The sequence below is a fragment of the Pseudomonas sp. ICMP 10191 genome (assembly GCF_001467335.1).
In the GTDB taxonomy this organism is placed as follows: Bacteria; Pseudomonadota; Gammaproteobacteria; order Pseudomonadales; family Pseudomonadaceae; genus Aquipseudomonas; species Aquipseudomonas cerasi.
In genome coordinates this window covers 185,966-210,090 of the sequence record NZ_LKGW01000157.1, presented here as the reverse complement: position 1 = coordinate 210,090, position 24,125 = coordinate 185,966, and the positions used below count along the sequence as shown (strand labels likewise).

The 24,125-nt window shown below is 60.7% G+C and carries 16 protein-coding genes and 1 tRNA gene; 4 read left to right on the top strand and 13 right to left on the bottom strand.

The features are described from left to right. Positions 1-12: 12 nt before the first annotated feature. The 6 genes from AO388_RS24110 to AO388_RS24085 form a co-directional block, all read right to left on the bottom strand. Positions 13-1,722: a ShlB/FhaC/HecB family hemolysin secretion/activation protein gene (locus AO388_RS24110; protein WP_058417313.1), complete on the bottom strand. Its 1,710-nt coding sequence runs from the start codon at positions 1,720-1,722 to the stop codon at positions 13-15. Between the two features lie 615 nt (positions 1,723-2,337). Then, positions 2,338-3,579: a M20/M25/M40 family metallo-hydrolase gene (locus AO388_RS24105; RefSeq protein ID WP_016568387.1), complete on the bottom strand. Its 1,242-nt coding sequence runs from the start codon at positions 3,577-3,579 to the stop codon at positions 2,338-2,340. Between the two features lie 73 nt (positions 3,580-3,652). Continuing rightward, complete coding sequence (locus tag AO388_RS24100; protein WP_058417312.1) at positions 3,653-6,706, bottom strand: efflux RND transporter permease subunit; 3,054 nt, start codon at positions 6,704-6,706, stop codon at positions 3,653-3,655. Beyond that, positions 6,703-7,836: an efflux RND transporter periplasmic adaptor subunit gene (locus AO388_RS24095; RefSeq protein ID WP_050557993.1), complete on the bottom strand. Its 1,134-nt coding sequence runs from the start codon at positions 7,834-7,836 to the stop codon at positions 6,703-6,705. Before AO388_RS24095 ends, AO388_RS24100 begins: the two co-directional genes overlap by 4 nt. Before the next feature lie 16 nt (positions 7,837-7,852). Then, positions 7,853-8,701, bottom strand: a complete 849-nt coding sequence (locus tag AO388_RS24090) for a MipA/OmpV family protein (RefSeq protein ID WP_003435876.1) — start codon at positions 8,699-8,701, stop codon at positions 7,853-7,855. A gap of 19 nt (positions 8,702-8,720) precedes the next feature. Beyond that, on the bottom strand, positions 8,721-10,193 hold the full coding sequence (locus AO388_RS24085; RefSeq protein ID WP_058417311.1) for an efflux transporter outer membrane subunit: 1,473 nt from the start codon (positions 10,191-10,193) through the stop codon (positions 8,721-8,723). A 98-nt stretch (positions 10,194-10,291) separates the two neighbouring features. Here AO388_RS24085 and AO388_RS24080 point away from each other — a divergent pair, with 98 nt between their 5' ends. Together AO388_RS24080 and AO388_RS24075 are read left to right on the top strand one after the other, a co-directional pair. Next, on the top strand, positions 10,292-10,981 hold the full coding sequence (locus AO388_RS24080) for a response regulator (protein ID WP_003435879.1): 690 nt from the start codon (positions 10,292-10,294) through the stop codon (positions 10,979-10,981). Between the two features lie 5 nt (positions 10,982-10,986). After that, positions 10,987-12,162, top strand: coding sequence for a sensor histidine kinase (locus AO388_RS24075; RefSeq protein WP_058417310.1), 1,176 nt, complete (start codon positions 10,987-10,989; stop codon positions 12,160-12,162). A 23-nt stretch (positions 12,163-12,185) separates the two neighbouring features. On the opposite strand, the gene AO388_RS24070 is transcribed toward AO388_RS24075, so the two are convergent. Then, positions 12,186-13,673 carry a SulP family inorganic anion transporter gene (locus AO388_RS24070; RefSeq protein ID WP_003411446.1) on the bottom strand — a complete coding sequence of 496 codons (1,488 nt, stop codon included), beginning with the start codon at positions 13,671-13,673 and terminating at the stop codon, positions 12,186-12,188. A gap of 429 nt (positions 13,674-14,102) precedes the next feature. Between AO388_RS24070 and mapR the strand changes: the two genes are divergently transcribed. Beyond that, on the top strand, positions 14,103-15,512 hold the full coding sequence (gene mapR, locus AO388_RS24065) for a GntR family transcriptional regulator MpaR (RefSeq protein WP_058417309.1): 1,410 nt from the start codon (positions 14,103-14,105) through the stop codon (positions 15,510-15,512). Between the two features lie 366 nt (positions 15,513-15,878). On the opposite strand, the gene AO388_RS24060 is transcribed toward mapR, so the two are convergent. From AO388_RS24060 to AO388_RS24035, 6 genes are all read right to left on the bottom strand, one after another. Continuing rightward, positions 15,879-15,954: transfer RNA gene (locus tag AO388_RS24060), tRNA-Asn, on the bottom strand. 131 nt (positions 15,955-16,085) lie between these two features. After that, positions 16,086-16,937, bottom strand: a complete 852-nt coding sequence (locus AO388_RS24055; RefSeq protein ID WP_058417308.1) for an energy transducer TonB — start codon at positions 16,935-16,937, stop codon at positions 16,086-16,088. Further along, positions 16,934-17,380 carry a protein TolR gene (tolR, locus tag AO388_RS24050; protein WP_003371985.1) on the bottom strand — a complete coding sequence of 149 codons (447 nt, stop codon included), beginning with the start codon at positions 17,378-17,380 and terminating at the stop codon, positions 16,934-16,936. The genes AO388_RS24055 and tolR overlap by 4 nt, the downstream gene beginning before the upstream one ends. A 9-nt stretch (positions 17,381-17,389) precedes the next feature. Further along, positions 17,390-18,100, bottom strand: coding sequence for a protein TolQ (gene tolQ, locus AO388_RS24045; RefSeq protein WP_058396306.1), 711 nt, complete (start codon positions 18,098-18,100; stop codon positions 17,390-17,392). A gap of 55 nt (positions 18,101-18,155) precedes the next feature. Further along, a complete protein-coding gene (locus AO388_RS24040; protein WP_058417307.1) occupies positions 18,156-20,090 on the bottom strand; it encodes a phytase in 1,935 nt (644 codons plus the stop codon). A 37-nt stretch (positions 20,091-20,127) separates the two neighbouring features. Next, positions 20,128-22,644, bottom strand: a complete 2,517-nt coding sequence (locus AO388_RS24035) for a TonB-dependent receptor (protein WP_058417306.1) — start codon at positions 22,642-22,644, stop codon at positions 20,128-20,130. A gap of 565 nt (positions 22,645-23,209) precedes the next feature. On the opposite strand from AO388_RS24035, the gene AO388_RS24030 reads away from it, so the two are divergent. Continuing rightward, on the top strand, positions 23,210-24,124 hold the full coding sequence (locus AO388_RS24030) for a GGDEF domain-containing protein (protein ID WP_058417305.1): 915 nt from the start codon (positions 23,210-23,212) through the stop codon (positions 24,122-24,124). Position 24,125 lies beyond the last annotated feature (1 nt).

The window sequence follows — 24,125 nt, the reverse complement described above, 5'->3', positions numbered from 1 at the left end:
AATACGGTGTGATTAGAGGAAAAAGTCCATACGGAAATAGATCGGCGCTTCGCGCTCGATCACATCGGGACGTTCCAGGGAATGAGCGAACGTCACTGAGGCAGCAACGTGCTGGCCACGCGTAAACAGCTCGAACGAGTTACTGGACAAGCGCCCATGCTGACTGCCGTTGTAACGATCGTTGCGGATAACACCCTGGTCGTAACCGGCAGCCGCGCCATACTCGGCGAACACCGGGCGCAGCCAGTCCAGGGTGACCGGGCGAGTCAGGCGCAACTCGTTACGCCAGTAACCACCGCTGTCGCCAGACAGAAACTCATCCTTGTAACCGCGCACCGATGCTGATCCGCCCAGGCTGGTGCGTTGCGAGCTGAACAGCACATCCTCACTGCGCTGCCCGGTGGCCAGGCTGGTGAAGCTCAGGTTTTCGCCCCACAGTTGAAAGGGGTGCAGGTAGCTGAGGGTGCCGGTGTATTTGCGATAACGTGCATCAGCCTCACCCGGGCGAGGATCGTGGTTGCCCTGCGCGTCCAGTGCACCGATGCCTTGCTGCATGCCCAGATCGATGTTGACGAACGCCGAGCCAACCCGCCGCCCATGGTTGATACCGAACTGCGCCTCGGTGATGCGATTGCTGCTGACCGCCAGCTTGCTGTCTTCGACATAATTGTTGGTGCGCAGGTAGGACAGACCGGCATTGAGCGAGGTCTTGCTCAGCGCGTCGCGATACACGACCCGCTCGGCCTTGAACTGGTGGTTCTGGCTATCGCCGTCCTGCTTGAAGTTGACGTTCGAGGCCTGCGCCACCGAACGATATTCACTGGTGTTGTACAGGTAGCTGAACGTCCACCAGCCCCACGGCAGGCTGTAGGCAAGCGAGGCGTTGCGGGAGGCTTTCTGCCGATCGCTGATCGCATCGTGGCCGCCGCGCAGGCTGAACTGGTCGGCCAGCCCCGACGGATTATCCCACTCAAGGCCGGCGTTCCATTGCTGCTCACCGGTGCTGCGCTGACCTTCGTTGGTACGCGACAGGTTGGCCCGCCATGGTTTTTGCGGAGTGTTCTTGACCACTACGTCACTGCCGCCGACGACTTGGCCGGGGGTCAGTTCCATCTGCGCCTGATTGGATGGCAGGCGATTGAGCTGATCGACCATCTGCTCGATTTCGCGCAGGTTGACCATCTGGCCTTCTTTACCGGGAAACGTCATGGCCAGCTCACGCGCCGACAGGCCGCTGGCGGCATCGCCACGCAGATGCTCCAGCTTGCCTTCGATGACCAGCACTTGCAGGTCGCCTGTCGACAGGTCCTGTTGCGGCAGGTAGGCGCGAGTCGTCACCAGGCCTTTTTCGAGGTAGTGATCGGTGATGACTTTAAGCAGCTCATTGAGCTGCGCGACACCAAGGCACTTGCCGATATAGGGCTTGGTCAGCGCATCGCGCTCGGCGGCCGACAGCGAGTCGGCGCCCTTGAGCTCAATACGATTGATGGTAAAACAACGTGTATCGGCCGGAGAACTCGGGGCAGCGGGTGCGGCTTGTTTGCCCGGCAGGTCCTTGAGTTCTTCAAGACGGCGGCGCTGCTCTTCGAGCAGGCGATCCTGACGGTCACGAATAAGATCCTGGTCACCTGGCAAACTGGCGGGAGCAGTGGCTGCAAGCGATGTAGCTGGCGCGATGGCGAGCAGTAGCAGCAAAGCCAGTTTTAGGGCATGAGGATACACGGCGCGTCCTTGCGGTAGCATATTGATATCAAAAAGGTGGGCAATACTAGAACGCCATCATAGCGGCGTCAAATATTTGTATCGACCTTGTATCCGATTTGTTGAACTTTTTTTAAAGCTTATTTTTACAACACTGACCTTTAGCCAGCGCTCAAGGGTCATGTGCTTAATATTGATAGGGGACAGCGTATCTTTTCGACATAGTATTAAGGTCATAATTAAATATATGCAGAAATGCTGATCGGCTAGCACGCGAAAACCGGATCGTGTCAAGGCCGCAGATACACTAGTAAAATGACTATGGTCTAAGGAAACAGGCGCAAGCATGCGGACCTTTCAGGGCTCTGGATCGGCGCCGACGGTCCTTTTTTGCATGGACGGGGTGTAAAACAGAGGCAGCAGGTTTCGATCAAACCCTGTGGTGTGGCGCATGAGCAAAACGGGGATGAGCAATAACAACTAGTTGTCGGCCAACACTCGACAATGAACCGCTATGCCAGAATCAGTGCCGTCTCCCGCTGTATGCAGTATCGCGAGGTGTGCAGCCCTGCATTTGTTTAAAAGCGAGTCATCGACTCTACAGCCTCCCGCGCCACGCACGGGAGGCCTATCGAATCACTGTTGCCCGGACAACTTCATGATCATTCGCGACAGCAAGTAGATCCGCGGCGCCACGCTGCCCACTTCGGCATACTCTTCGGGCGTATGGATATTGCCGCCGACAATCCCGAAGCCATCCAGCGTTGGTGTACCCACGCTGGCAGACAGGCTTGAATCTGCCGCCCCGCCGCTGCCCTCGATGGTCAGGGTGCGACCCAGTTCGCCGTAGATGCCTTGCGCCATCGCGACCAATGCATCGGACTGCGCGGTCTGCGGCATCGGTGGCAGGCCACGGACCAAGCTGGTCTTGACCTCGGTATCGGGCACCAGCTTGTTGGCCGACACCCTGGCCAGGTCCTGCTCGACGCGGTCGAACTCTTCCGGTACGGCAGCGCGCACATCGGCCTTGGCGCTGGCCTGATCGGGAATCACGTTGGTGCGATCCCCCGCCTTGAGCACGGTGAAGTTGATGGTGGTTTTCTTCTCCTCGTCACCCAGCTTGCCGAGTTGCAGGATCTGATGGGCAACTTCGGTAGCGGCGTTACGTCCCAGCTCAGGCGCAACGCCTGCATGCGAGGCCTTGCCCTTGACTTCGACCAGCGCGGTTGCCGAGCCTTTGCGCCACACCACCAGACCGTCGGCCGGACGCCCCGGCTCCAGGTTGAGCGTCACGTCATGCTCCTTCGCGGTTTTCTTGATCAGCTCGGTAGCAACGCCTGAGCCGGTCTCCTCACTGGCGTCGAGCAACACCGTGATTTGCGCGTAGTCGGTGAATTTCAGGTTGTGCAGCACCTTCAGTGCATAGATAGCCGCAACGATGCCGCCCTTGTCATCCATCACCCCTGGGCCATAGGCACGCCCGTCCTTGATGTGAAACGGACGCTCGGCCGCGGAGCCTTCCTTGAACACGGTGTCCATGTGCGCCATCAGCAGAATCTTCGCCTTGCCGGTGCCTTTCAGGGTGGCGATGACGTGGTTGCTGGCCTCTGGCGTATTTGGAACGAGCTCGATGGTGGCACCGAGCTTTTTCAGTTCTTCGATCGCGATGTCGCTGACCTTGGTCAGGCCCGGTACATACCCGGAACCCGAGTCGATGTTCACCAGACGCTCCAGCAGCTTCAAGGCTTCGTCCTTGTATTGCTCGGCATCGGCCTGGATGGCCTTGTGCGGTTCGGCCATGGCCGCCGGTGCCAGAGCTGTCAACGCAAGCGCCAGGGCGAGATGGGCGGCCAGTGGCGAGCGGGTAAATGAGCGCATGTGTTTCATCCTTGTGTTCGATCATCGAGGTTTTCTCAGGACCATACCCTACACACGCACCGGCCGTCATGGCTCAGCTCGCCTTGCGCCAGCGCTCGAAGCGGTCGAACAGCAGCGCGTAGAGGATCGGAATCAGGCCCAGTGTCACCAGCGTACCCAACGCAAGGCCACCCATGATGGTGATCGCCATGCCCTCCCAGAGCGGGCCAGCAAACAGCATCAGCGGCACCAGCCCGATGATGCAGGTCAGTTTGGTCATCACGATCGGCCGCAAGCGCTTGATCGCTGCATTAACCACTGCATCACGCACCGCCAGGCCTTGCTCGCGTTCAGCCTCGATACGTTCGAGCAGCAGCACGGCGTTGTTGACGATGATGCCGGCCAGCGACAGCAGCCCGAAGGTGGCCATGAAGCCGAACGGATAGCCGGTGAGCACCAACGCCAGCGCCACGCCGATCAGCACGAAGGGCACGCTGGAGATGACGATCAGCAGCTTGCGGAACGAATTGAACTGCCAGACGAACAACAGCAGCATCGCGACCAGTGCATGCGGCATGTACTGCAACAGCGCCTGATTGGCTTCGGCCGAGTCTTCAATTTCGCCACCCGGTTCGATGTGGTAACCCGCCGGCAGGCTGATTGCAGCTATCTGCGGTGCCAACTGTTCGACGATCGAGGTCGCCGTCATTGACGGATTGTGCCCCACCACCGTGATTGCGCGTTGCAGATTACGCCGCTGAATAGTCGATGCCTCGGCCCTGGGCTCGACAGTGGCAATGGCCGACAACATCAACGGCGCGCCCCCGGAAGCCGGATAAATCAATGTGCTGTCCAGATCATTGCCCGGTTTGCTCAGGGTGCTCTGCTCGCGTGCCACAATAGCGACAGCAGTATCGCCATCCTGCAGCGACGACACGGACAGCCCGCTGTTTCTCAGTTGCAGGGCCTGGGCGACGTCCTGAGTGGCAACACCGGCCTGCAGGGCTTTGTACGGATCGACGACAACGTCGTAACGCAGCAATCGGGTCCGCCAGTCATCGTGCACGTCCAGGGTTCCGGTCAACGCCGACAACGCCTGCTCGATCTGTCGGGCAATACCGCGCAACACTTCCTCATCAGGACCGATGACCCGGTAGACTGCAATCCCCGCCTCGGTGGTGCCCATCGAGAATCGTTTGGGCTGCGCTTCGATTTCGGGGTGCTGCGCGAGGATAAACTGCCGTGTGCGCTCGATCACCGCATCGAGGTCGGCACCTTCACGCACGCTGACAGTGAAATACGCGATATTCGGCGCGGGCAACGGGGGATTGAGGCCCAGCACGATCCGCGGCCCGCCACTGGCGACATAACCAATGCTGTGTTCCACATCCTGATCGCTGCTCAGCCACTGGCTGATATCACGCACCGCTCGAGACGTGTCTCGCGAGCTGCTGCCGGGCTCGAGCACCAGCGGAATCTGGAACTGCATACGGTCCGACTTCGGCAGAAAATCGTACGGCACCCGGGTCAGCACCACGACCGCCAACGCCAGCAAACCCATCATGCAGGCGATGAAGAGCAGCGAGTGATTCAGCAAACGCTCGATGACCTTGCGATAGCCACGGTAGAACAGCGATGCATACTCATCGGCATCATCCGCCGACGCTTTGCCGGCCGGCACCCTGGCGAAGTAAAAGCACAACAGAGGCGTCACCGTGATGCTGAGCAGCCAGGAGCTGATCAGCGTCGTGGCGAGCACAACCGCCAGCGAACGCAGGTATTCGTTGGTACTGGTCTGCCCCAGAAAGAAAGGCGAAAACGCCAGGACGATGACCAGTGAAGAAGTCAGCAGAGGGATCATCAAGGTGCGCCCGGCCTCCTCACAGGCGCGCTGTCGATCCTCCCCCGCATGCAGGCGTCGCTCAATGTCTTCGGCGATGACAATGCCGTTGTCCACCAGCAAGCCCAGCGCCAGGATGATCGCGGCAATCGACACCGTCTGCAGCTCGATCCCCAGTGCGCGCATGACCAGCAGCGTACTGAGGATGGTCAAGGGCACAATCACCCCGACCACCAGCCCGGTGCGCCAGCCCAGAAATAGCATGACCACGCACATCACGATCACCACCGTCTCGGCCATGACGTGATACATCTTGCTCATCTCGTGCTCGACCACGCTGGACTGGAAGGTCACCACGTGCAAGGTAAAACCCGTCGGAAGTTGCTGCTCCAGCTCAGCGAGTCGCTTGCGCAAGGCATCACCGAAGGTTTGCACATTGAGGCCTGGCTGCATCGAAACGGCCAGTACCACAGCATTCTTTCCCTGATAGATCGCTTCGGTTTCCGGCGGGTCGACAGGGCTCACCGATACCCTGCTCAGGTTCTGCAACGCGACCTTCTGACCACTGGGCAACTGCACCGGGAACTGCCGAAGCTGCTCCGGCGAAAGCACCTCGCCACTGATCGAAAGCGTAGTGCTCTGCTGCCCGATGACCGGGTTGCCTCCCGTCGCGATCAGGTTGCGGGCCTGCAGTTGCTGAAGCAGCTGTTGCGGAGAAAGTCCGGCGGCGGCCAGCGTCTGGTGATTGAAGTCGAGGTAAATGCGTTCATCCTGCAGCCCATACAGCTGGACCTGATCGACGCCCTTGAGCTCATAAAGCTGATTACGCAAGCGCTTGATCGGGCCGCGCATCTCGCCCATGGTGAAGCCCGGCGCGGTCAGCGCGATCGAAGCCACGGCGACGCGACCGAAATCATCATCGACAAAAGGCCCTTGGGTGCCGGGCGGAAAACCACCCCTCGTTTCACTCACCTTCGCCCGGAGCCGTTGCCACAGCAGCCCGAGATCCTTGACGTTGTCATACGCCGTAACCTGCACGATCACTCGGCCAGGCTGGACCGTGGTGAGCACGTTCTTGATCTCGGCCAGTTCACGGATACGCTCTTCGAGCGGCCTGGCGAGCAGTTCCTCGCTGCGCTCTGCGGACAGCCCTTCCAGAGACACACTGACCAGTGCGTCACGAACGGTCACCGACGGCTCTTCCTGAGAAGGAAAGCTCAAAAACGTGACAACACCGGCCAGCAAAATCAGCAAGGCAGCGAACAGGGTCAGGCGGCTTGCGCCCATGGCGCGGGAGGTAAGGTTCATTGCGCGTCACCGGTCAGGCGAGTGTCTGAATGAAACAGCGTGACGGGCTGACCGTCCTGCAGAAAAGCGGTGCCGGCAGTGACCACCTGCTCACCTGCGACCAGCCCGCTGACGACCAGTGCCCGACCTTCTCTGACCATACCCAGCGTCACGGAGCGTACGACGACTGTTCCTCCCGGCTGGTAAACGAAGACTTCAGCAAGGTGGCTGTTGGCACCCATCCTTAACGCTTGCACTGGAACCGACAGCGTCTGTGAGTCGGCAGCGGGATGCATTTGCACAAGCAGCGTGACGCCACTGGGCAGCCTGCCGGCAGGCCGTAGCACTCGGAACACGGCCGTTCTGACCAGCCCGTCATCGGCGCGGGGCGAAATACCTTCCAGGGCGAGATCAAACCCTACCGTACCGTCTGCGCTGCTGGAGGCGCTGGCGAGGTCGCCCGGCTCAAGCGACTCGGCAAGTGCCAACGGAACAGCCGCCACCACTTGTTGCTCTGCGGCGGACTCTATATCCAGCACCACCTGTCCGGCGGGCAACACGCTCTGCGGTTGTGCATGACGGGCCACCACGCGCCCGGCAAAGGGTGCTATCAAGCGGGTGCGATCCAGTTCGCGACGGGCCAGGTCCAGCTCGGCTTGCGTGCGCATCAGCTCGGCGCTGGCTTGTTCACTGGACGACTGGGCCGACTCGACCACGCTCTGGGCGACACTGCCCGCTGCGAGCAGGTTTTGCTGACGCTGGTAGTTACGCTGGCGCTCCAGCGCCTGGGCCCGGGCCAGACGCAAAGCGGCCTGCGCCTCCTGCAGACGCAATTGCGCAGGCTGCGGATCAAGGCGGGCGAGCACCTGGCCCGGCTTGACGCTATCACCAATGTCGGCCCGCAGTTCTGTCAGGGTGCCTGCCGATTCGAAAGCCAGACTGGCTCGATCCTGCTGCCGAACGGTGCCAATGAAGCGCAACGCAGCGCCCTCTCCTGCCCGCACCGTCTCAACCTTGACAGCCCGGACAGGCGGAACGCTGGCCATCTGTTTATCACCGCAGCCACTGATCATCAGAGTGATCAGCACGACGCCGCAAGCGCGTGACACACACCGCCGTAGGGCCGGAAACGCATCAGGATTCAATCGCATGGCAGGCTTCAACCCTTCAGAAAGCGTAATTCAAGGCAATCAGGCCACTGCCTTCGGCATCGGTCTCGACCAGCGGACTGCCGCGGGTCTGGTCGGTGTAATGCGTTACCCCGACGCTTGCGACGGTTGACCAGTGGGCGTCGAAGGTATGCTGCCAGGCGAGCGCCGCCGAGTAGGCGTAAATGCCGCTGTCTGCGCTGAAACTGGAGAAGCCGGTGCGCTGACTCTGGATCGGGCTCACGCCGAAATAGGTCTGGTTGTAACGGCCGTCACCAGCGTGCGCATCGATGTCGAGGGTCACCGTATCGGTCTGACTGTGGTAGGCGATGCCCTCGAAACCCAACCGGTAACGATTGCCACGTTTTTCACCAGCCACCCGCAGTTCGGCCTCGGCACTGACGGACAGCCACGGCATGAGTTGCTGGGAAACCATGAAGTCGCCAACGGTCGCGCCCTTGACAGTGCCCATCCCTCTCAGCTCGTTGGAACCAGGCCGATTCGTACTGTTTTTCTCGGTACGACCGAAATCGTAATTGAGTGCAGCGCTGGCACCGAACCCGGAATCCGACTGCCATTGCAGCCCCAGACCGCGCGTGGTGTCGGCGAAGAAGATACCGCGCTGGACCGTCAGCATGGGCACCACCTGACTGCGGTATTCATCGGCCCCCATGTAGCGCGGCAGCACGGCCATGCCGAGCCCGAAATTGACGTTGAACCGGTCACCCAGCATCGACTGGCCTTCGGCAGTGCTGTCCTGGGCGCAGGCCTGACCTGCCAGGGTCATGGCCGCAGAGGTGATCAACACGGTCAGCACAGGTTTAAGCAGCGCAGACCGCAGGTGAGTACGAGAGATTGCAGGGCTCATGGGGATACTCCGGTGTCATTCAAGATTGGGGTGGGGTTGTCGGTTCTGCTCCGTGCAGCACTCGAAACAGATCGATGCGGTTTTGCTGCAGCGCATCGAGGGACTGGCGAGCGGCTGCGTCGGCTTCAGCAATACGGAGAGTGGAAACCAGCAATGCAGTGCGCTCGACGGCGCCCGCATTGAGTTCAAAGGACAGGCGCCGCACTTTTTCCTGGACCAGCGCAACCCGCTCGACCTCGTTGCGGACATGGTTCAGGGCCTGCTGACGGCGGGTCAGCACAGCGGACATTTCACGGAAGGCGTTCTGCACAGCCTTTTCATACTCGGCCACCGCGATCTGCTGACGCACCTTGGCAAGGTCCAGGTTGGCCTGATTACGCCCGCCGTCGAACAGCGGCAGATTCAACTGCGGCGTAAACAGCCAGGCCCCGCTGCCGTTGCTGAACAAGGTGCGCAGGCTGTCGCTCTGCAAGCCCACGCCGGTACTGAGTTTTATGGACGGAAAGAACGCCGCACGGGCAGCACCAATGTTGGCATTGCTGGCCTTGAGGGCTTCTTCGCGCTGACGGATGTCAAAGCGTTCCAGCAGACGCTGAGACGGCAGATTCGACAGCCAGGACGGCGTCTCGACCAGCGCGGTGGTCAGCGCAGGGGTGTCTGGCGTGCTGACGGGCAATACCGTCGAATAGCCGGTGAGTAACAACAAGGCCTGCGACGCGTTGGCGTGATCGCTTGCCGCATCCTGTACCTGCTGTTGCGCGCTCAGGGTGTCGAGGCGCTGTGCCATCAGATCATCCAGCGAAAGCGCACCTTGACGCTGCTGCTCTTCGGCCGCCTTGACCAACATCAGCCGGGCATCGTGAACCGCCTGCGCATCCTGTTGCACGGCAGCGGCCAGACGCTCGGCCAGCCAGGCGCGGGCGACTTCCGCAACCAGCGCACTGCGTGCCGCCTGCTGGCCGTAGGTGCTGGCCAGATAATCGTGCCGCGCCGCCTCTGACAGGCTGCGCACGCGCCCGAAGAAATCCAGTTCAAAGTCAGAGACGCCCACCGACGCGATGGAAATGTCCTGGCCATAACGCTCGTCGGCGGCCGCATTATCGAAGTGCTGACGATCGCGCTCGACACCTGCAGCAAGGGTCGGAAAGCGATCGGCGCGGGTAATGCCGCGCATTGCCCTGGCCTCCTCCACACGCAGCACCGCCACACGAAAATCGCGATTGAACGCGAGGGCCGATTGCAGCAACCGGCGCAGTTCGCCTTTTGGCGACAACTCGCCAGCCAGCGCTTCTTCGTCGGCACTGAGCACGACGGCGCTGGAGGTATTCGAGGCCGGGACCACAGCGGACGCCTGATCGACCGGGACCGGCAACGCCGGACGCTGATAGGCCGGTATCAACGAGCAGCCCGAAAGAGTCAGGCTCGCCAGCATGGCCAGGCAACGCCAGCGGCGGTTGCGGATACGCTTGGACAGCGGTGTACTCATCGGCATAGGATCTGTCCGCGACAGTGGGCTCTGGACAGCATCCTGAACGTCGACTTTCAACAAACCGTTCGTGAATTATCAAGATTTGATCAAGAGGCGCGCTCGTGTCAGGAAAACGCATTCTTATCGTTGAAGACGACGCCGACAGTGCCAGCATTCTCGAGGCTTACCTGCGTCGTGACGGTTTCAACGTCGGGCTGGCCGAAAACGGTCAGCGCGGTATCGATATGCACCGTCAGTGGAAACCCGACCTGATTCTGCTGGACGTCATGCTGCCGCTTGTCAGTGGTACCGACGTGCTGTCGGCCGTCCGGCGCTGCAGCGACACGCCGGTGATCATGGTCACCGCCATGGGCGACGAACCGGAAAAACTCGGCGCCTTGCGCTATGGGGCCGACGATTACGTGGTCAAGCCCTACAACCCGCGAGAAGTGGTGGCCCGCGTGCATGCGGTTCTGCGGCGCTCCCAGCAGAACGGCAACAACGAGCGTCATTTGCGCTACCAGAACCTGCTGGTGGAGCTGGATGCGGTCACCGCGATCATTGAAGGTCAGGATGGCGCAGAGACCGTACTCGACCTGACACCTACCGAGTTCAAGATCCTTTCAACGCTGCTGAAAACGCCGTCCAAGGCCTTCACTCGCGAAGAACTGCTGGAAATCTGCCTTCCCGACAGCGAGGCGCTGGCCAGGGTTGTCGATGCGCATGTGCATAACCTTCGGCGCAAACTGGAGATCCATGGCGTGGAAAATGTGCTGGTCACCGTCCGTTCGGTCGGCTATCGGTTCAGGTGATCTTCATGCGAGATTTTTTCAGGCACAGACAAAAACCGTTGTGGCACTGGGTCGGCATGCGCATGAGCATGCTCGCCGTCGGTGCGGTCATCGTCATCGCGTTCTGCATGTGGCTACACGTCACAGTCTCTGACTGGCTCACCCTGCAGGCAATGCCGGCCGACGTGCGCATGGAGTTCCTGCGGCTGCAGGCAGAGCCCACCCTGGACATGGTCAAGCTGCGCGAACTGTTCTTCGAGTATTACCCGATCGAAAACCTGCTGCCGGGCATTGCCAACAAGGAATGGTGGGTGCTGGCAGCGCTGGTGTCGATCGCGATACCGATCATCATATTCTTCGGCTTTCTGTTTTCCCGTCCGCTTTCCAGCCAGTTCTCCTCGATTGCCAGAGGCGCACGTCAGGTCGCCCAGGGTGACTTCAAGACGCGCCTGCCGATGAGCGCCAACGACCCGGACGAATTGCAGGCGCTGGTCAGCGACTTCAATACCATGACCACTCAGCTCGGCCGTTACGAACTGGAAGTCAGCGAGTCCAGTGCCATGATTGCCCATGAGCTGCGCACGCCACTGAATGCCGCCATGGGACGCATACAAGGCATGATCGACGAAGTGTTCCCGCGTGACCTGGCACAACTGGAAATGGTCCACCGCCAGCTCGGCCAGTTGAACAAACTGGTGAGTGATCTGCACCTGCTCTCGCTCGCCAGCGCGGGTCAGTTGACCCTGGACAAGACGGAGTTTTCCCTTGAGAAACTGGTGGTCGAACGTCTGGGCTGGTTTGCCACGCCGCTCGATGAGGCAGGTGTCGCCGTGACGATCGATATCCCGCGGAAATTGACCGTCAACGCCGACCGTGACCGGATCGGTCAGGTCGTGAATATTCTCGTCGATAACGCGCTGCGCTATTCGGCGATGGGTGGTGAGCTGCTGATTGTCGGCAAAGCCGGCGCAGGGCGCATGGAACTGACCGTCTCGGACCGCGGCCCCGGCTTTGACTCGGAGAACCTCGAACAGGTGTTCGACCGCTTCTGGCGTGCCGAACGTTCGCGGGCGCGCTATTCGGGAGGCAGCGGCCTTGGCCTGTCCATCGCCAGAGCGATTTGTCTCGAGCACGACGGCACTATCGAGGTCCGCAACAGGCCAGGCGGAGGATCCGTCATCCGCCTGGAGATTCCGGGCTGAGCCTGCCTGCCCGGCCCCGCAGATCAGTGCCCCATCAACGAATCGATGCCGTCCGGCTTGTCATGCACACCAAAGCGGTCCACCAGCGTAGCGGTGGCCCGGTTCATGCCGATAACGTCGACGCTGATGCCCGCCTTTCTCAGTTTCAAAACCACCTTGTCCAATGCGGCCACAGCGGTGATGTCCCAAAAATGCGCCTCGCGCAGATCGATGACCAGCGTCTCGAGGCTTTCGCGCAGGTCGAATGAGGCCATGAAACGGTCAGCGGAGGCGAAGAATACCTGGCCGGTCACGTAGTAGGTGCGATGGCTGTGGAAGGGATCACGATGCGACGTGACATCGAGGAAGTGAGCGATCTTGCTGGCAAAGAACATCGAGGCAAGCAGAGAACCGACCAGCACACCATAGGCAAGGTTATGGGTCGCCACGACCACCACCACGGTGACCACCATCACGATGTTGGTCGAGAGCGGGTATTCCTTGAGGTTGCGGATCGATCCCCAACTGAAGGTACTGATCGATACCATGATCATCACCGCCACCAGCGCCGCCATCGGAATACGCGCCAGCCATTCGCCCAGAAACAGCATCATGATCAACAGCAGTAAACCTGCGCTGAGGGTTGAAAGACGTGTTCTGCCGCCAGACTTCACGTTGATCATCGACTGGCCGATCATGGCGCAGCCAGCCATGCCGCCGATCAGACCCGTGGCGATATTGGCAATGCCCTGCCCTTTGCACTCACGGTTTCGGTCACTGGTGGTATCGGTCAGGTCATCGACGATGGTCGCGGTCATCATCGACTCCAGCAGGCCCACCACGGCCAGCGCGGCGGAATACGGCAGAATGATCAGCAGTGTGTCGAGATTGAGCGCGACGTCCGGCCACATAAAGGTCGGCAGACTGTCGGGCATTGCGCCCATGTCACCCACGGTTCGTACATCAAGCCCCATGTAAATGGAAATTGCGGTGAGCACCAGAATGCACACCAGCGGCGAAGGCAGCAACTTGCCCAGCACCGGCACGCGCGGGAACAGGTAGATGATTGCCAGGCCCGCTGCGGTCATGGCGTAAACCGGCCAGGTCACATGGGTCAATTCCGGCAACTGGGCCATGAAAATCAGAATCGCCAGTGCATTCACGAACCCGGTAACCACCGAGCGTGAAACGAAGCGCATCAACTCACCCAGGCGCAGATAGCCGGCGATGATCTGCAGTACCCCGCAGAGCAAGGTGGCGGCCAGCAAATACTGAAGCCCGTGCTCTTTGACCAGATTCACCATCAGCAAGGCCATCGCACCTGTAGCCGCAGAAATCATCGCCGGGCGCCCGCCCACGAACGCGATGACCACGCAGATACAGAACGACGCGTAAAGCCCGACTTTCGGGTCTACCCCGGTGATGATGGAGAACGCGATGGCCTCTGGAATCAGGGCCAATGCAACGACAAGCCCGGCCAATACATCGGCACGAACGTTGGAAAACCACGTAGCTTTGATTTTTTCGAGCATGGAAATACCTGTGACAGACGCAGCAAGACGCACGGCAGCGATTGCCGGACGAGCAGGAGCATCGGTTTTCGATTAAGTAGTCAGAGTGGGAGTGGCGGCGACCAAAAAACGGGCGCAGCAACGGGCGACTGCAGCAAGAAGGCAGTCAAGTGTTGCGAGGGGGGGGCGTAGCGCTAAGGCGGCGTAGGCAGCCAGTTGGAACGGGACACGTCTATTTCCTTCGATGGGTCGTAAGGCGCTGGCATCATAGACCTATCCGTTTGAGTGATTCAAGCGCAAGTCATCTCCCCGAACGACCTGAGTGACGGATGACGCAACACCCTGAAACACGTGAACAAGCCATCTGATTCTGTTTTTTACAGTTGTTGTGTCTCTGTTCGTTATGGCCGGTTTCGCTCATGATGCAGCCTTGTTCATTCGATGCCGCTTATGAAACGTTACGAAAAATTCGCCGCCGACATCTCGGAAATGATTCGCAGCGGCGTCCTGCCCGCCGGGGAAAAAGTCCCGTCCGTACGCGTCGCGAGTCGCACCTGGTCCGTCAGCCCGGCGACGGTCTTCAAGGCCTATTACCTGCTGGAAGACAAGGGACTGATTCAGGCCCGCGCACGCTCCGGGTATTACGTGCGCGAGCATGCCGCCAATGCACTGACCGAACCTGAACTGATCAGACACGCCAGCGAAGGCACCGAACTGGGTGTCAGCGACCTGATCTTTTCAGTGCTCGGCTCGCTCAAGGACCCGGACACCGTGCCGTTTGGCTCGGCGTTTCCCAGCCCGCACCTGTATCCGTTGGCGAGCCTGGCAAAGTCGATGGCTTCAGCTGTGCGTGCGCTGACGCCTGCGGGCATCGTCAGCGACATGACCACCGGAAACCCCGAGCTGCGCCGACAGATCGCCCTGCGCTACATGATCAGTGGCGTGCGCTTGCCCGCTGACGAACTGGTCATCACCAATGGCGCCATGGAAGCCCTGAACCTGTGCCTGCAGTGCGTCACCGAGCCCGGCGATCTGGTCGCCATCGAAGCTCCGGCGTTCTATGCCTGCCTTCAAGTGCTGGAGCGTCTGAAGCTGAAAGCCGTCGAAATCCCCGTGCATCCGCGTGACGGGGTGGACCTCGATTCGCTGCAGGACAGCCTGACACGCCTGCCGATCAAGGCTTGCTGGTTCATGAGCAGCTTTCAGAACCCATTGGGCGCGAGCATGACTCAGGAAAACAGGATCAGGCTCTACGACCTGCTGGAACAGCATCAAATCCCGTTGATCGAGGACGATGTGTACGCCGAACTGTATTACGGCGCCAAGGCGCCTCACCCGGTCAAAAGCCTGGATCGCAGCGGACTGGTGATGCACTGCAGCTCGTTTTCCAAGACCCTCGCGCCCGGCTATCGGGTCGGCTGGGTGGCAGGCGGGCGTTACACCGAGCAGATTGACCGCCTCAAGCTCATGACCACCCTCTCCCCTTCGGTCCCCGCTCAGGCCGCGCTCGCCGACTACCTCAAGCACGGCGGCTATGACCGCCATCTACGTAAACTGCGTGACACCCTCGAACTGCAACAAGGCGCGATGCTCGCCGCTGCCGCCCGCTATTTTCCGGCGGCGACACGCGTCACCCGCCCCGTCGGCGGCTACTTTCTGTGGTTCGAATTCCCCGAGCAGGTTGATTCGCTGCAGCTCTTTCAACTCGCACTCGCGCAGGGCATCAGCCTGGCACCCGGCCCGATCTTTTCCGCGTCACGGCGCTTCAAGAATTGCGCGCGCCTGAACTACGGCACTCCCTGGGACGAACGCAGCGAGCAGGCCATGGCAATGCTGGGCCGTATCATCGCGTCGTTCTGAGCGTTTTCATGCCTTGCACAAAGACAACTGATCCGTATTTTTAAGCTGTTTCTGAATCTGTACCAGAATCTGTCCGAGCACGATAATGGCAGCGCATTGAAACGCGCAGGCCAACCGCCAAGAGTGGCGCCTGCGACTCGTTACAGACAGATCGATCAGCAGGAGACGCTCATGGGCAAGCTCGGACTTTCATTGATAGGTTTTTTGTTATTGGCGATTGCGGTGGGTTTGTTGGGGACTATTTCGCCGTATTGAGGCGCCAGGAATGCTGAAGCCGCGCTGCATTAGCGCCAAAACGAAAAAACCCGCCATCAGGCGGGTTTTTTCTTGTTCAAAGGCATTACACATCGCCTTTGAAATATCGTCTGGCTCCACGACCTGGACTCGAACCAGGGACCCAGTGATTAACAGTCACTTGCTCTACCAACTGAGCTATCGCGGAATGAGCGCTATGTTACTGATTCGGAAAAGGAAGTCAAGCAGAGCAGAAAAAAATCTTGCTCGTTGATCCGTGCGCCATTTGCGGCCAAACAGGAGCACGGTTCAGAAGACTGCCTGCCAGACAAGGTAGCCCTACTTGATCCGATAGTGGAAGGTATTCTTCACCCCGGACACGGTCACCGCCCTGCCCTCGACAACCCGTGGCTGATAACGAAAGGTTTGCGCTGCGGCCAGTGACGGACGGATGAACAATGGATGGCAGGCACCCTGCACTTGCGGGTTGACCACTGTGCCTTGCGGTGACACGTCGTAGACCACCGTGCAATCACCCTCGATGCCTTTGTCCAGCGCCCGTTCGGGATAGTCCGGGGCCTCCTTGCTCAGCGGCTGGTACTGGCTGCTGTCGGCAGCGGCAGTCTGCTGCTGTGATGAGTGCTGCGCCTGGCGGGCACGCTCGGCGGACTGGCGTGCCTGCTCAGCCTGACGCTGCTGCTCGATTTGCTGACGTTGCTGTTCGGCCAATTGCTGTTCCTGCTGCCTGCGCTGCTCGGCCTCGCGCAGGCGTTGGGCATTCTGCAGTTGCTCGCGCTCGCGCTTTTGCTCTTCGACGCGCTTGCGGGCCACTGCAGCCTGGTCGGGTTGACGTTGCGGCTCTGTCTGCGGTTTCGCAGCTTCGAGCGGTTTGCTGACCGGCAACGATGCCGGTGCAGGGGGTGGCGGCATCTGCACGGGTTCGCTTACCGGTGCCGCTGCCACTGGAACCGGCTCAGGCGCGGGCGTTGGCGGCAGAATCAGTAATTGGGTGGTCAGGGTTCTGACCGGTTCGGGCGGTTTTTCCCAGGCGTTCCAGCCGAGCATCAGACCGCTCAGCAAAGCGCCATGCAACGCCAGCGCGACCGCCGCCGCGAGGCCATTGCGGCGCAGCCAGGGCCGGTTCCCCCATTCGCGGCGCGGCGGCTGATAGTCGAGGGTCAGGGTGTTCATTGCGGCGCCTCGGTCACCAGCCCCAGTTGCGTCACGCCACTGCGTTGCAGGGCCGCCATGGCAGCAACCACACGACCGTAATCGGCTTTGTCATCCGCACGGATGAACACTTGCGTGTCGTTGCGCTCGGCCACCAGTTGGGCAATGCGCGCCTGCATGTCTTCCAGGCTCGCGGCCTGATCGGTCTGCGCCTGAGTGTCGACGGTATCGCCCAGGTTCCAGTAGTAGCCGCCCTGCGCCTTGACGGACAACGTCACGATGCGCTGCCGGGTGTCGGTGACGAGCGCTTCGCTGGCCACTTTGGGTAACTCGATTTTCACGCCCTGGGTGAGCATCGGCGCCGTCACCATGAAAATCACCAGCAGCACCAGCATTACGTCGATGTAAGGCACGACATTCATTTCGGCCTTCGGGCCATGTTTGCGTTGCGGTTTGACCAGCATGACAAGTCCTCAGGCAGCAGCGGCCATGTTGCGTGTCAGGCCTTGCAGAGTGCGATTCAGGCGCACCTGCAGTTCGTTGCCGAAGCTGTAGTAGCGTGCCGTGAGGGTCTGGCCACGGGCGGCAAAGCGGTTGTAGGCGATCACCGCCGGAATGGCCGCGAACAGCCCGATGGCGGTGGCGATCAGCGCTTCGGCAATACCCGGCGCGACCGTCGATAGTGTGGCCTGCTGCACCTGCGACAGGCCGATGAAGGAATTCATGATCCCCCACACCGTGCCGAACAGGCCGATATACGGGCTGACCGAGCCTACCGTGGCGAGAAACTGCAGGCCTTTTTCCAATTGCAGCTCTTGCTCGCTGATGGCGACCTGCAGCGAGCGCTCGACGCCGGAGAGCACCACATCAGGCTCGATACCCGGCCGCTGCTTGAGCTGCATGTATTCGGCGTAACCCGCCTGAAATACGTCCTCGATCCCAGTCGCATCGCGCTGCGCAGAGGATGCCTGCGCCTGCAGCGTCGCCAGGTCGGCGGCACTGCGAAAGCGTTGCTGGAAGGCATCCAGTGAGCGCTCGTAATGACGCAGGACAAGACTGCGCTGAATGATCAGGTACCAGCTGACCAGCGAGGCGAGCAGCAAAATCAGCATCACGGCCTTGACCAGCAGGCTGGCATCGCTGATCAGGCCCCAGATGGTCATGTGTTCGAGAGTGGCGTGCATCGGGGTAGTCCTCTGTAATGGAACGAATGATTAGCACCGCTTGATGACAAACGACTTACGGCAGCTTCAAGGTCTTCATGACCTCCGCCCACGGCACGAACTTGAAGTTCTGCGCCTGCTCGGGCATGCGCTTGCGCCCGTCCTGAACCACCAGCATGCCTTTGCTCCAGGGGCCGCCGAGGTTCATGGCGGTCACTTCGATGCCGTCGGTTTCCGAGGTGCCGTCGATCCCCGCCTTCGCGTTCAGGCCGACCCGAAAGGCGCCGCGCAGTACATAAGGCGGCTCGGCATCCACCACCACATAGCTGTCGTTGCCCTGACTGGAAATCAGCAGATAGTCATGGCCATCGCTCTGGTACAGCGCCAGCCCCTCGACATCGGCGTGCACCACTTCGCCCACCTTGATCACGCTGGACAGCGTTGCAGGCTGATCGGCCCGCGCATCGACTTCCCAGACACCTACGTCTTCTTCACCGAGAAACAGGCGCTGACGCTGGTCATCGGCCACGCAGCCTTCCGGTTGGGTGTCGACCTTGAAGCGGCGCACCAGCTCGCCTCTGGCCTTGCCGTCAGGGGCGCTGAGCCGGTATTGGAGAAAGCTGCCGTCCTTGCCGTTGGCGAAGGCATACAGCTCGCCACTGGCAGGCTTGAACAGGCAGACGCCGTAGATTTCCGCCAATGGCGTGGCGATTTCCCCCGCCTCGTGAAGCGTGCCGCTGGCGCGGTCGATGCTGAACAGGCTCAGGCTGTTGCGATCGCGATTACTCGCCACGGCCAGGTCGACGTTCTTGTTGCCCAGCATGAAACCGGGGCGCACATCGACATTGTTCAAACGCCCGACCGGCAGCTCCTGTAACTGCTTGCCGCTCAGGTCGTAAGCCAGCAGACCCTGCTTCTTGTTGGTACCCAGCACCCGGCTGAGTGCCGGATTTTTCGGGTTGACCCAGATCGCCGGGTCGTCGGCGGCGTCACCCTGACGCCCGACCGACTGGCTCTGGATGGCCGGCATGACACTCGGCAGCGGCGCAGCAACCGCGACCGGTTTGGGCGTCCAGTTCAGCGCCCCCTGATACAGACGCTCACCGTCCTTGTCGTTGACCAGCACCTGCAAACCACCCTTGTTCTCATGCACCGAGAGACCTTCGGGCTTCTTCAGGTTCATCAATGACAGATCGGCCACCGGCACCCAGGCTGCCTGCTGCTGATCATCCTGCTGCTGATAGAGATGCAACGACTTGCCCTTCGGGTCCAGCGCCAGCAGACCGCCAGGCACAACAGCCATTGCCCCAGCGGCCTGTTTCAGCTCGCCAAACGGCTCGCGCAGCGCCACCGGCTGCCGGGCGACATCGGCCTCGGGATGCGCCGGGTAAGCCCACCAGCCGATGTTCGCTTCATTGACGAACAACCTGTGCGCGGCATCGTCGACCTGACAAAACTCGGCGTTGGGAGGCAGCGGCAGATTGCGCACCAGGCGCGGCTCGCCATTGAGCCGGTTGTTCGCACCAATCAGCCATTGCTCGCCCTTGCCCTCTTCGCCCACCAAAAATACAAACAGGTTGCTGGCGTCATCGCGATACAGACACAGGCCGGCCACTGAATAGTCGCGTGCCGGCAGGTAGACCGGCTTCGACCAGTGCATCTTCGCCGGGTCCAGCTGGGTCAGCAAAGCCTGTTGACGTGCGTTGTCCAGCGTCGCGACCAGGACGTTGTCGCCCGTTGAGCGGCTGTCGAGCCCTTGAAATGAACCGGGCATGCTTGCCAGTTCGCGGCCCTGCTCATCCAGCAGCAACAGGCCGGCCTTGATGCTCGCGGCCAGACGCCGACTGCCGTCACTGTCCGGCAAGAAGGCGACAGACTGAGCCTTGAACGAGGCGTTTTCAGCCCAGCGCGTCAGGTTCAGATCCATCGGCGACGAGGCCTGCGCAGCCCCGGCCGTCAGGCAAAGCAAGAGCGCCAGGCACACTGGCTTGGGTAATAGCGAAATCATCATGAACGGTTGAATCCTTTGAATGAGCGCTTCAGATCGATCAGAAATGGGTGAAGGTCAGGCCGACCTTGTAAGTCGGGCCGCACTCTTCGTACTGGTCGTTGTAGGCGCGATGGCCGCTGTAGACGAAGTACGGCTGATCGGTAAGGTTCTGGGCCTCGAAGCTGACCTTGAGGTTCTTCGTCAGTGAATAGCGCGCGCTGAAATCAACGAAGGTCTGCGCGTCCACATACTGGTCATGGTCCTTGTCGCCGATCGCCGCCAGCTCGTAGAGGTAGGCCGACTTGTAGTTGGCGGACAGACGCAGACTGAGCTTGTCGTTCTCCCAGCCGAGCATGACGTTACCGACGGTTTTCGACTGGCTGGGCAGGTCGATATCGCGTTTGCGATTGCTGCCGGTGCTCTGGTCGAAACCGTTGATGCTGGCATCCGAGCGGCTCAACGTGGCATTGGCGCCCAGCAGCAGACCGTTCCATGGCGCAGGCAACCAGTCGAGCTTCTGCGAGTAGGCCAGCTCCAGGCCATACAGCTTGGCCTTGTCGCCATTGGCAAAGGTGTTGGCCTCGGAGAAGTTCGCCCACTGCCCGGTGCCGGCCAGGTCGGTGTTGTAGACGAAATTCTGGATGTCCTTGTAGAACACGAACGCCGACACCGTGCCTGCGCGGCCCATGAAGTGTTCGATGCCCAGGTCCAGGTTGCTTGACTCCAGCGGCTTGAGATTCGGGTTACCGAAAGACGCTTCGTCATCATCGATCACAAAACCCGGTGCCAGTTGTCCGAACGTGGGACGTACCACGGTTTTGGTCCATGCAGCACGCAGTTGGGTACTCTTGTCGATCTGATAACGGGCATGCAGGCCCGGCAGCCAGTGATGATAGCGACGGCTGGTGGTACTGGACTCGAACGCGCCATCACGCACACCAGTGCCCTTGGCGTCCATTTCCGTGCCTTCGTAGCGCAGGCCGGCGATGAAGCGCCACTTGTCGACATCCAGGGTATTCATGAAGTAACCGGCGTTGATGTCTTCGTTGATCTTGAAGTCATTGGCGCGGCTTTCGGCCTCGTCGTAGGCGTCAGCAGCGTTGAGGCCACCGATCAGCCCCTTGATCGCACCGGGACTGATGCCGCTGCCGAAGTTGCCCAGCCGGTAGTCGATGTTGCCTTTCTGGAACTGCGTCAGGTTGAGTTGCTGGTCGCTGAAGCCCAAGTCATCGAAACCCTCGTATTTCCAGACTTCCAGGTCATTGCTCTTGTCGCGACGGCTGACCTTGCCACCAAACTTGAACTGCGAGGCATAGCCCTTGAAATCGTAATCACGGGCCAGGTCCAGACGCAGGTTTTTCTCGGTGTCCTTGGTGTACTGCTTTTCCCAGTCGACCTTGTCCAGGGTGAAGTTCGAGTTGTCGTAGAACGAGGAGCCGACAATCGGCCGCGGCTTGTCGCGGTCGTAGAAACCGGTGTCGGCAAAGTCATCGTTGCCGACGAACGTGGCGCCTGCGATATGGCCAGGGCTGTCCTCGCTGGATTCGCTGTAACCGGCCTGGCCGCTGAGGGTCCACAGGCCGACCATGCGCTCGCCACCGAACACGTAGGACTGGATTTCCTGGGTTTCAGTACGCGCCTTGAGCTTGCGCGTGCCTTCGGCATCGCCTGTCTGCCCTGCGCTTTGCGCATCGGCAAACTCGAAACCGTTGGTGGTGCGGACTTCGTCGTCCTTGAAGCGGCTGTACAGGGTGCGCAGGTAATACTTGCTGACGTCATCGGGCCGGTAATCGAAGTTCAGGCCGCCACCGGCGCGCTCGCGACTGATGTCGTAGTCGCGCTGTTCGAATGATTGCAGCCGCGCGCCATCCCAGTCACCGCCGGTTTCGACGTTGTCGGAGCCGAAGTCACGCTTCTGCCAGCTCAGCGCTGCTGCCACGCCGAAGTTGTCGATGCCGTCGCCGAGGCTGAAACGATTGCTCGCCGCGCCGGAAAACTTGGGACTGGTCTGACGGGTGTTCTTGTCGTAGCTGGCCTCGCTGCTGCCGGTGTAGAACAGGCCCTTGTGGTCGAAGGCCGAGAGGCTCTCGACATCGATGGTGCCACCCAGCGAATTGGCGTCCATGTCCGGGGTCAGGGTCTTGATCACTGACAGGGACTGCACCAGTTCGGCGGGCAGGACATCCAGCGCCACGGCGCGTCGATCACTTTCCGGGGCAGGCACCATGGTGCCGTTGATGGTCACGCTGTTCAGGTCGGGGGCCAGGCCACGAACGGTTACAAAGCGCCCCTCGCCCTGATCGCGCTCGACGCTGACGCCCGGCAGGCGCTGCACCGCTTCGGCGACGTTCTGGTCCGGTAACTGCGCAACACCGTCGGCATGCACCACGCTCTTTATGCTGTCGGAGCTGCGTTGCTCCTTGAGCGCGTTGTCGATGCTCGCGGCCTGGCCGACCACTTGCACGTGCTCGGTGGTATCGGCTTCGGCGGCCTGCAAACGTTCGCTGCCGATGGCAAACGCCAGCGCGCTGAGTGTGAAACCGACCAGTTGGGCCCTGCTGCGACGCCTGTGCATGTAAGTCCTCCCCCATAAACCCGACAGACCAGGCAAATGGCCCGGCAACTGGAGGCGCAAGCTAGAGTCGTGCAGTGACGGTTCTGTGACAGGTAACGGGCCCAGGGGCTGAAAACAGCGGGTTTGAGGGGAATCGAGCAGGTAAATGAGCTGATTTGACTTTCAGGCGGGGCTGGAGCTGTAGGCCGTACTGATGCTCGGTGTGTCTGGCGCACTGTATATACCGACTCTACTGTCGGTTCCCGACAGATCGCGAGCAAGCTCGCTCCCACGGCCGCTGGCCAGAATCAAACGCCGACAGGCAGGCAACTCTGATACGACACAACCTCATGCGTTACCCGCAACCGCTGCCAACGCAGCAATGGCACTGACGACGCAGAGTGCGACGTAAGTGACGGCTGAGTCCTGGCGCTGATCAGAGGTGGCTTATACGTCAGATGCGAAGCAAAAACCTGCAACACACGTGAGCTGATTCGACCTTTCGCGGTTCGCGTTACCCGTCACCGAAGTGTCATGTGCATCTGTTCTGCTGGCCGATAATCAGCACCTCGGGAGCCGTCTGTTCATGTTCAGGATCATCCAACCTCATCGCTGGAAACTCGCCGTGCTGATGGTCGCCTCCAATCTCGGCCTGCTGGCGTTTCTGGCATTCGGCACGCTCAAACATGTCAGCGAATGGCAGTGGCTGGACATCGTCGGTGAAGGTGGCTCAGCCCTGCTGTCGCTGGTCTGGCTGTTTCTGGTGTTCAAGAGCAGACCGGCCGGCCGGGTGACCAATTACCTGTCGATCGGCCTGAGTTGCGTGTTCTTCTCGTGGTGGATCGACGCGCTCGACGAATTAATCCGCCTGCCCGCTGCGATCGAATGGGATCACTGGCTGGAATCCGGCCCGATGCCGGTCGGCCTGATTCTGTTGACCCTGGGCATCTACCACTGGCATCGCGAACAACTGGCAATCAGCGCACAAATGGAAAAACGCGAGCGCGGCTTCCGGGAGCACCGGTTGTACGACAAACTCACCCCGCTGGGCAGCGCCGACTACCTGAAGCGCCAACTGGTGGTCAGCCTGGAACAGAGTGTCTGCCAACAGCAGCCGCTGTCGCTGCTGGCGCTGGACGTGGATGGTTTCAGCGCGATCAACAATGCCTTCGGGCATGCCGAAGGCGATGAGGTGCTGTCGGCGCTCAGCCACTTGCTGGTGCTCAATCTGCGCCGTCAGGACCTGCTCTGCCGTCTGGCTGGCGACCGTTTCGTGGTGTTGTTGCCCAACACCGGAGAAAGCCAGGCAAAGCTGCTGGCGCTTGAGTTGCAGCAGGCGGTCGCCAGTCTGGCGCACAAGACCCGCCAACAGGGCGAACGCATTCACCTGTCGGCCAGCGTGGCGGTCGTCATGGCACTCAATGAAACGCCGGACAACCTGCTGCGCCGCCTCAATCTGTCGCTGGCTCGCGCCCGACGCCCTCTGACCTGCACTGCCTGAG

Coding starts and splice junctions, on each gene's coding strand:
- AO388_RS24105 (WP_016568387.1), bottom strand. CDS start 3,579: ATGCGCTCATTTACCCGCTCGCCACTGGCCGCCCATCTCGCCCTGGCG.
- AO388_RS24100 (WP_058417312.1), bottom strand. CDS start 6,706: ATGAACCTTACCTCCCGCGCCATGGGCGCAAGCCGCCTGACCCTGTTC.
- AO388_RS24095 (WP_050557993.1), bottom strand. CDS start 7,836: ATGCGATTGAATCCTGATGCGTTTCCGGCCCTACGGCGGTGTGTGTCA.
- AO388_RS24090 (WP_003435876.1), bottom strand. CDS start 8,701: ATGAGCCCTGCAATCTCTCGTACTCACCTGCGGTCTGCGCTGCTTAAA.
- AO388_RS24085 (WP_058417311.1), bottom strand. CDS start 10,193: ATGCCGATGAGTACACCGCTGTCCAAGCGTATCCGCAACCGCCGCTGG.
- AO388_RS24075 (WP_058417310.1), top strand. CDS start 10,987: ATGCGAGATTTTTTCAGGCACAGACAAAAACCGTTGTGGCACTGGGTC.
- AO388_RS24070 (WP_003411446.1), bottom strand. CDS start 13,673: ATGCTCGAAAAAATCAAAGCTACGTGGTTTTCCAACGTTCGTGCCGAT.
- mapR (WP_058417309.1), top strand. CDS start 14,103: ATGAAACGTTACGAAAAATTCGCCGCCGACATCTCGGAAATGATTCGC.
- AO388_RS24055 (WP_058417308.1), bottom strand. CDS start 16,937: ATGAACACCCTGACCCTCGACTATCAGCCGCCGCGCCGCGAATGGGGG.
- tolR (WP_003371985.1), bottom strand. CDS start 17,380: ATGCTGGTCAAACCGCAACGCAAACATGGCCCGAAGGCCGAAATGAAT.
- tolQ (WP_058396306.1), bottom strand. CDS start 18,100: ATGCACGCCACTCTCGAACACATGACCATCTGGGGCCTGATCAGCGAT.
- AO388_RS24040 (WP_058417307.1), bottom strand. CDS start 20,090: ATGATGATTTCGCTATTACCCAAGCCAGTGTGCCTGGCGCTCTTGCTT.
- AO388_RS24035 (WP_058417306.1), bottom strand. CDS start 22,644: ATGCACAGGCGTCGCAGCAGGGCCCAACTGGTCGGTTTCACACTCAGC.
- AO388_RS24030 (WP_058417305.1), top strand. CDS start 23,210: ATGTTCAGGATCATCCAACCTCATCGCTGGAAACTCGCCGTGCTGATG.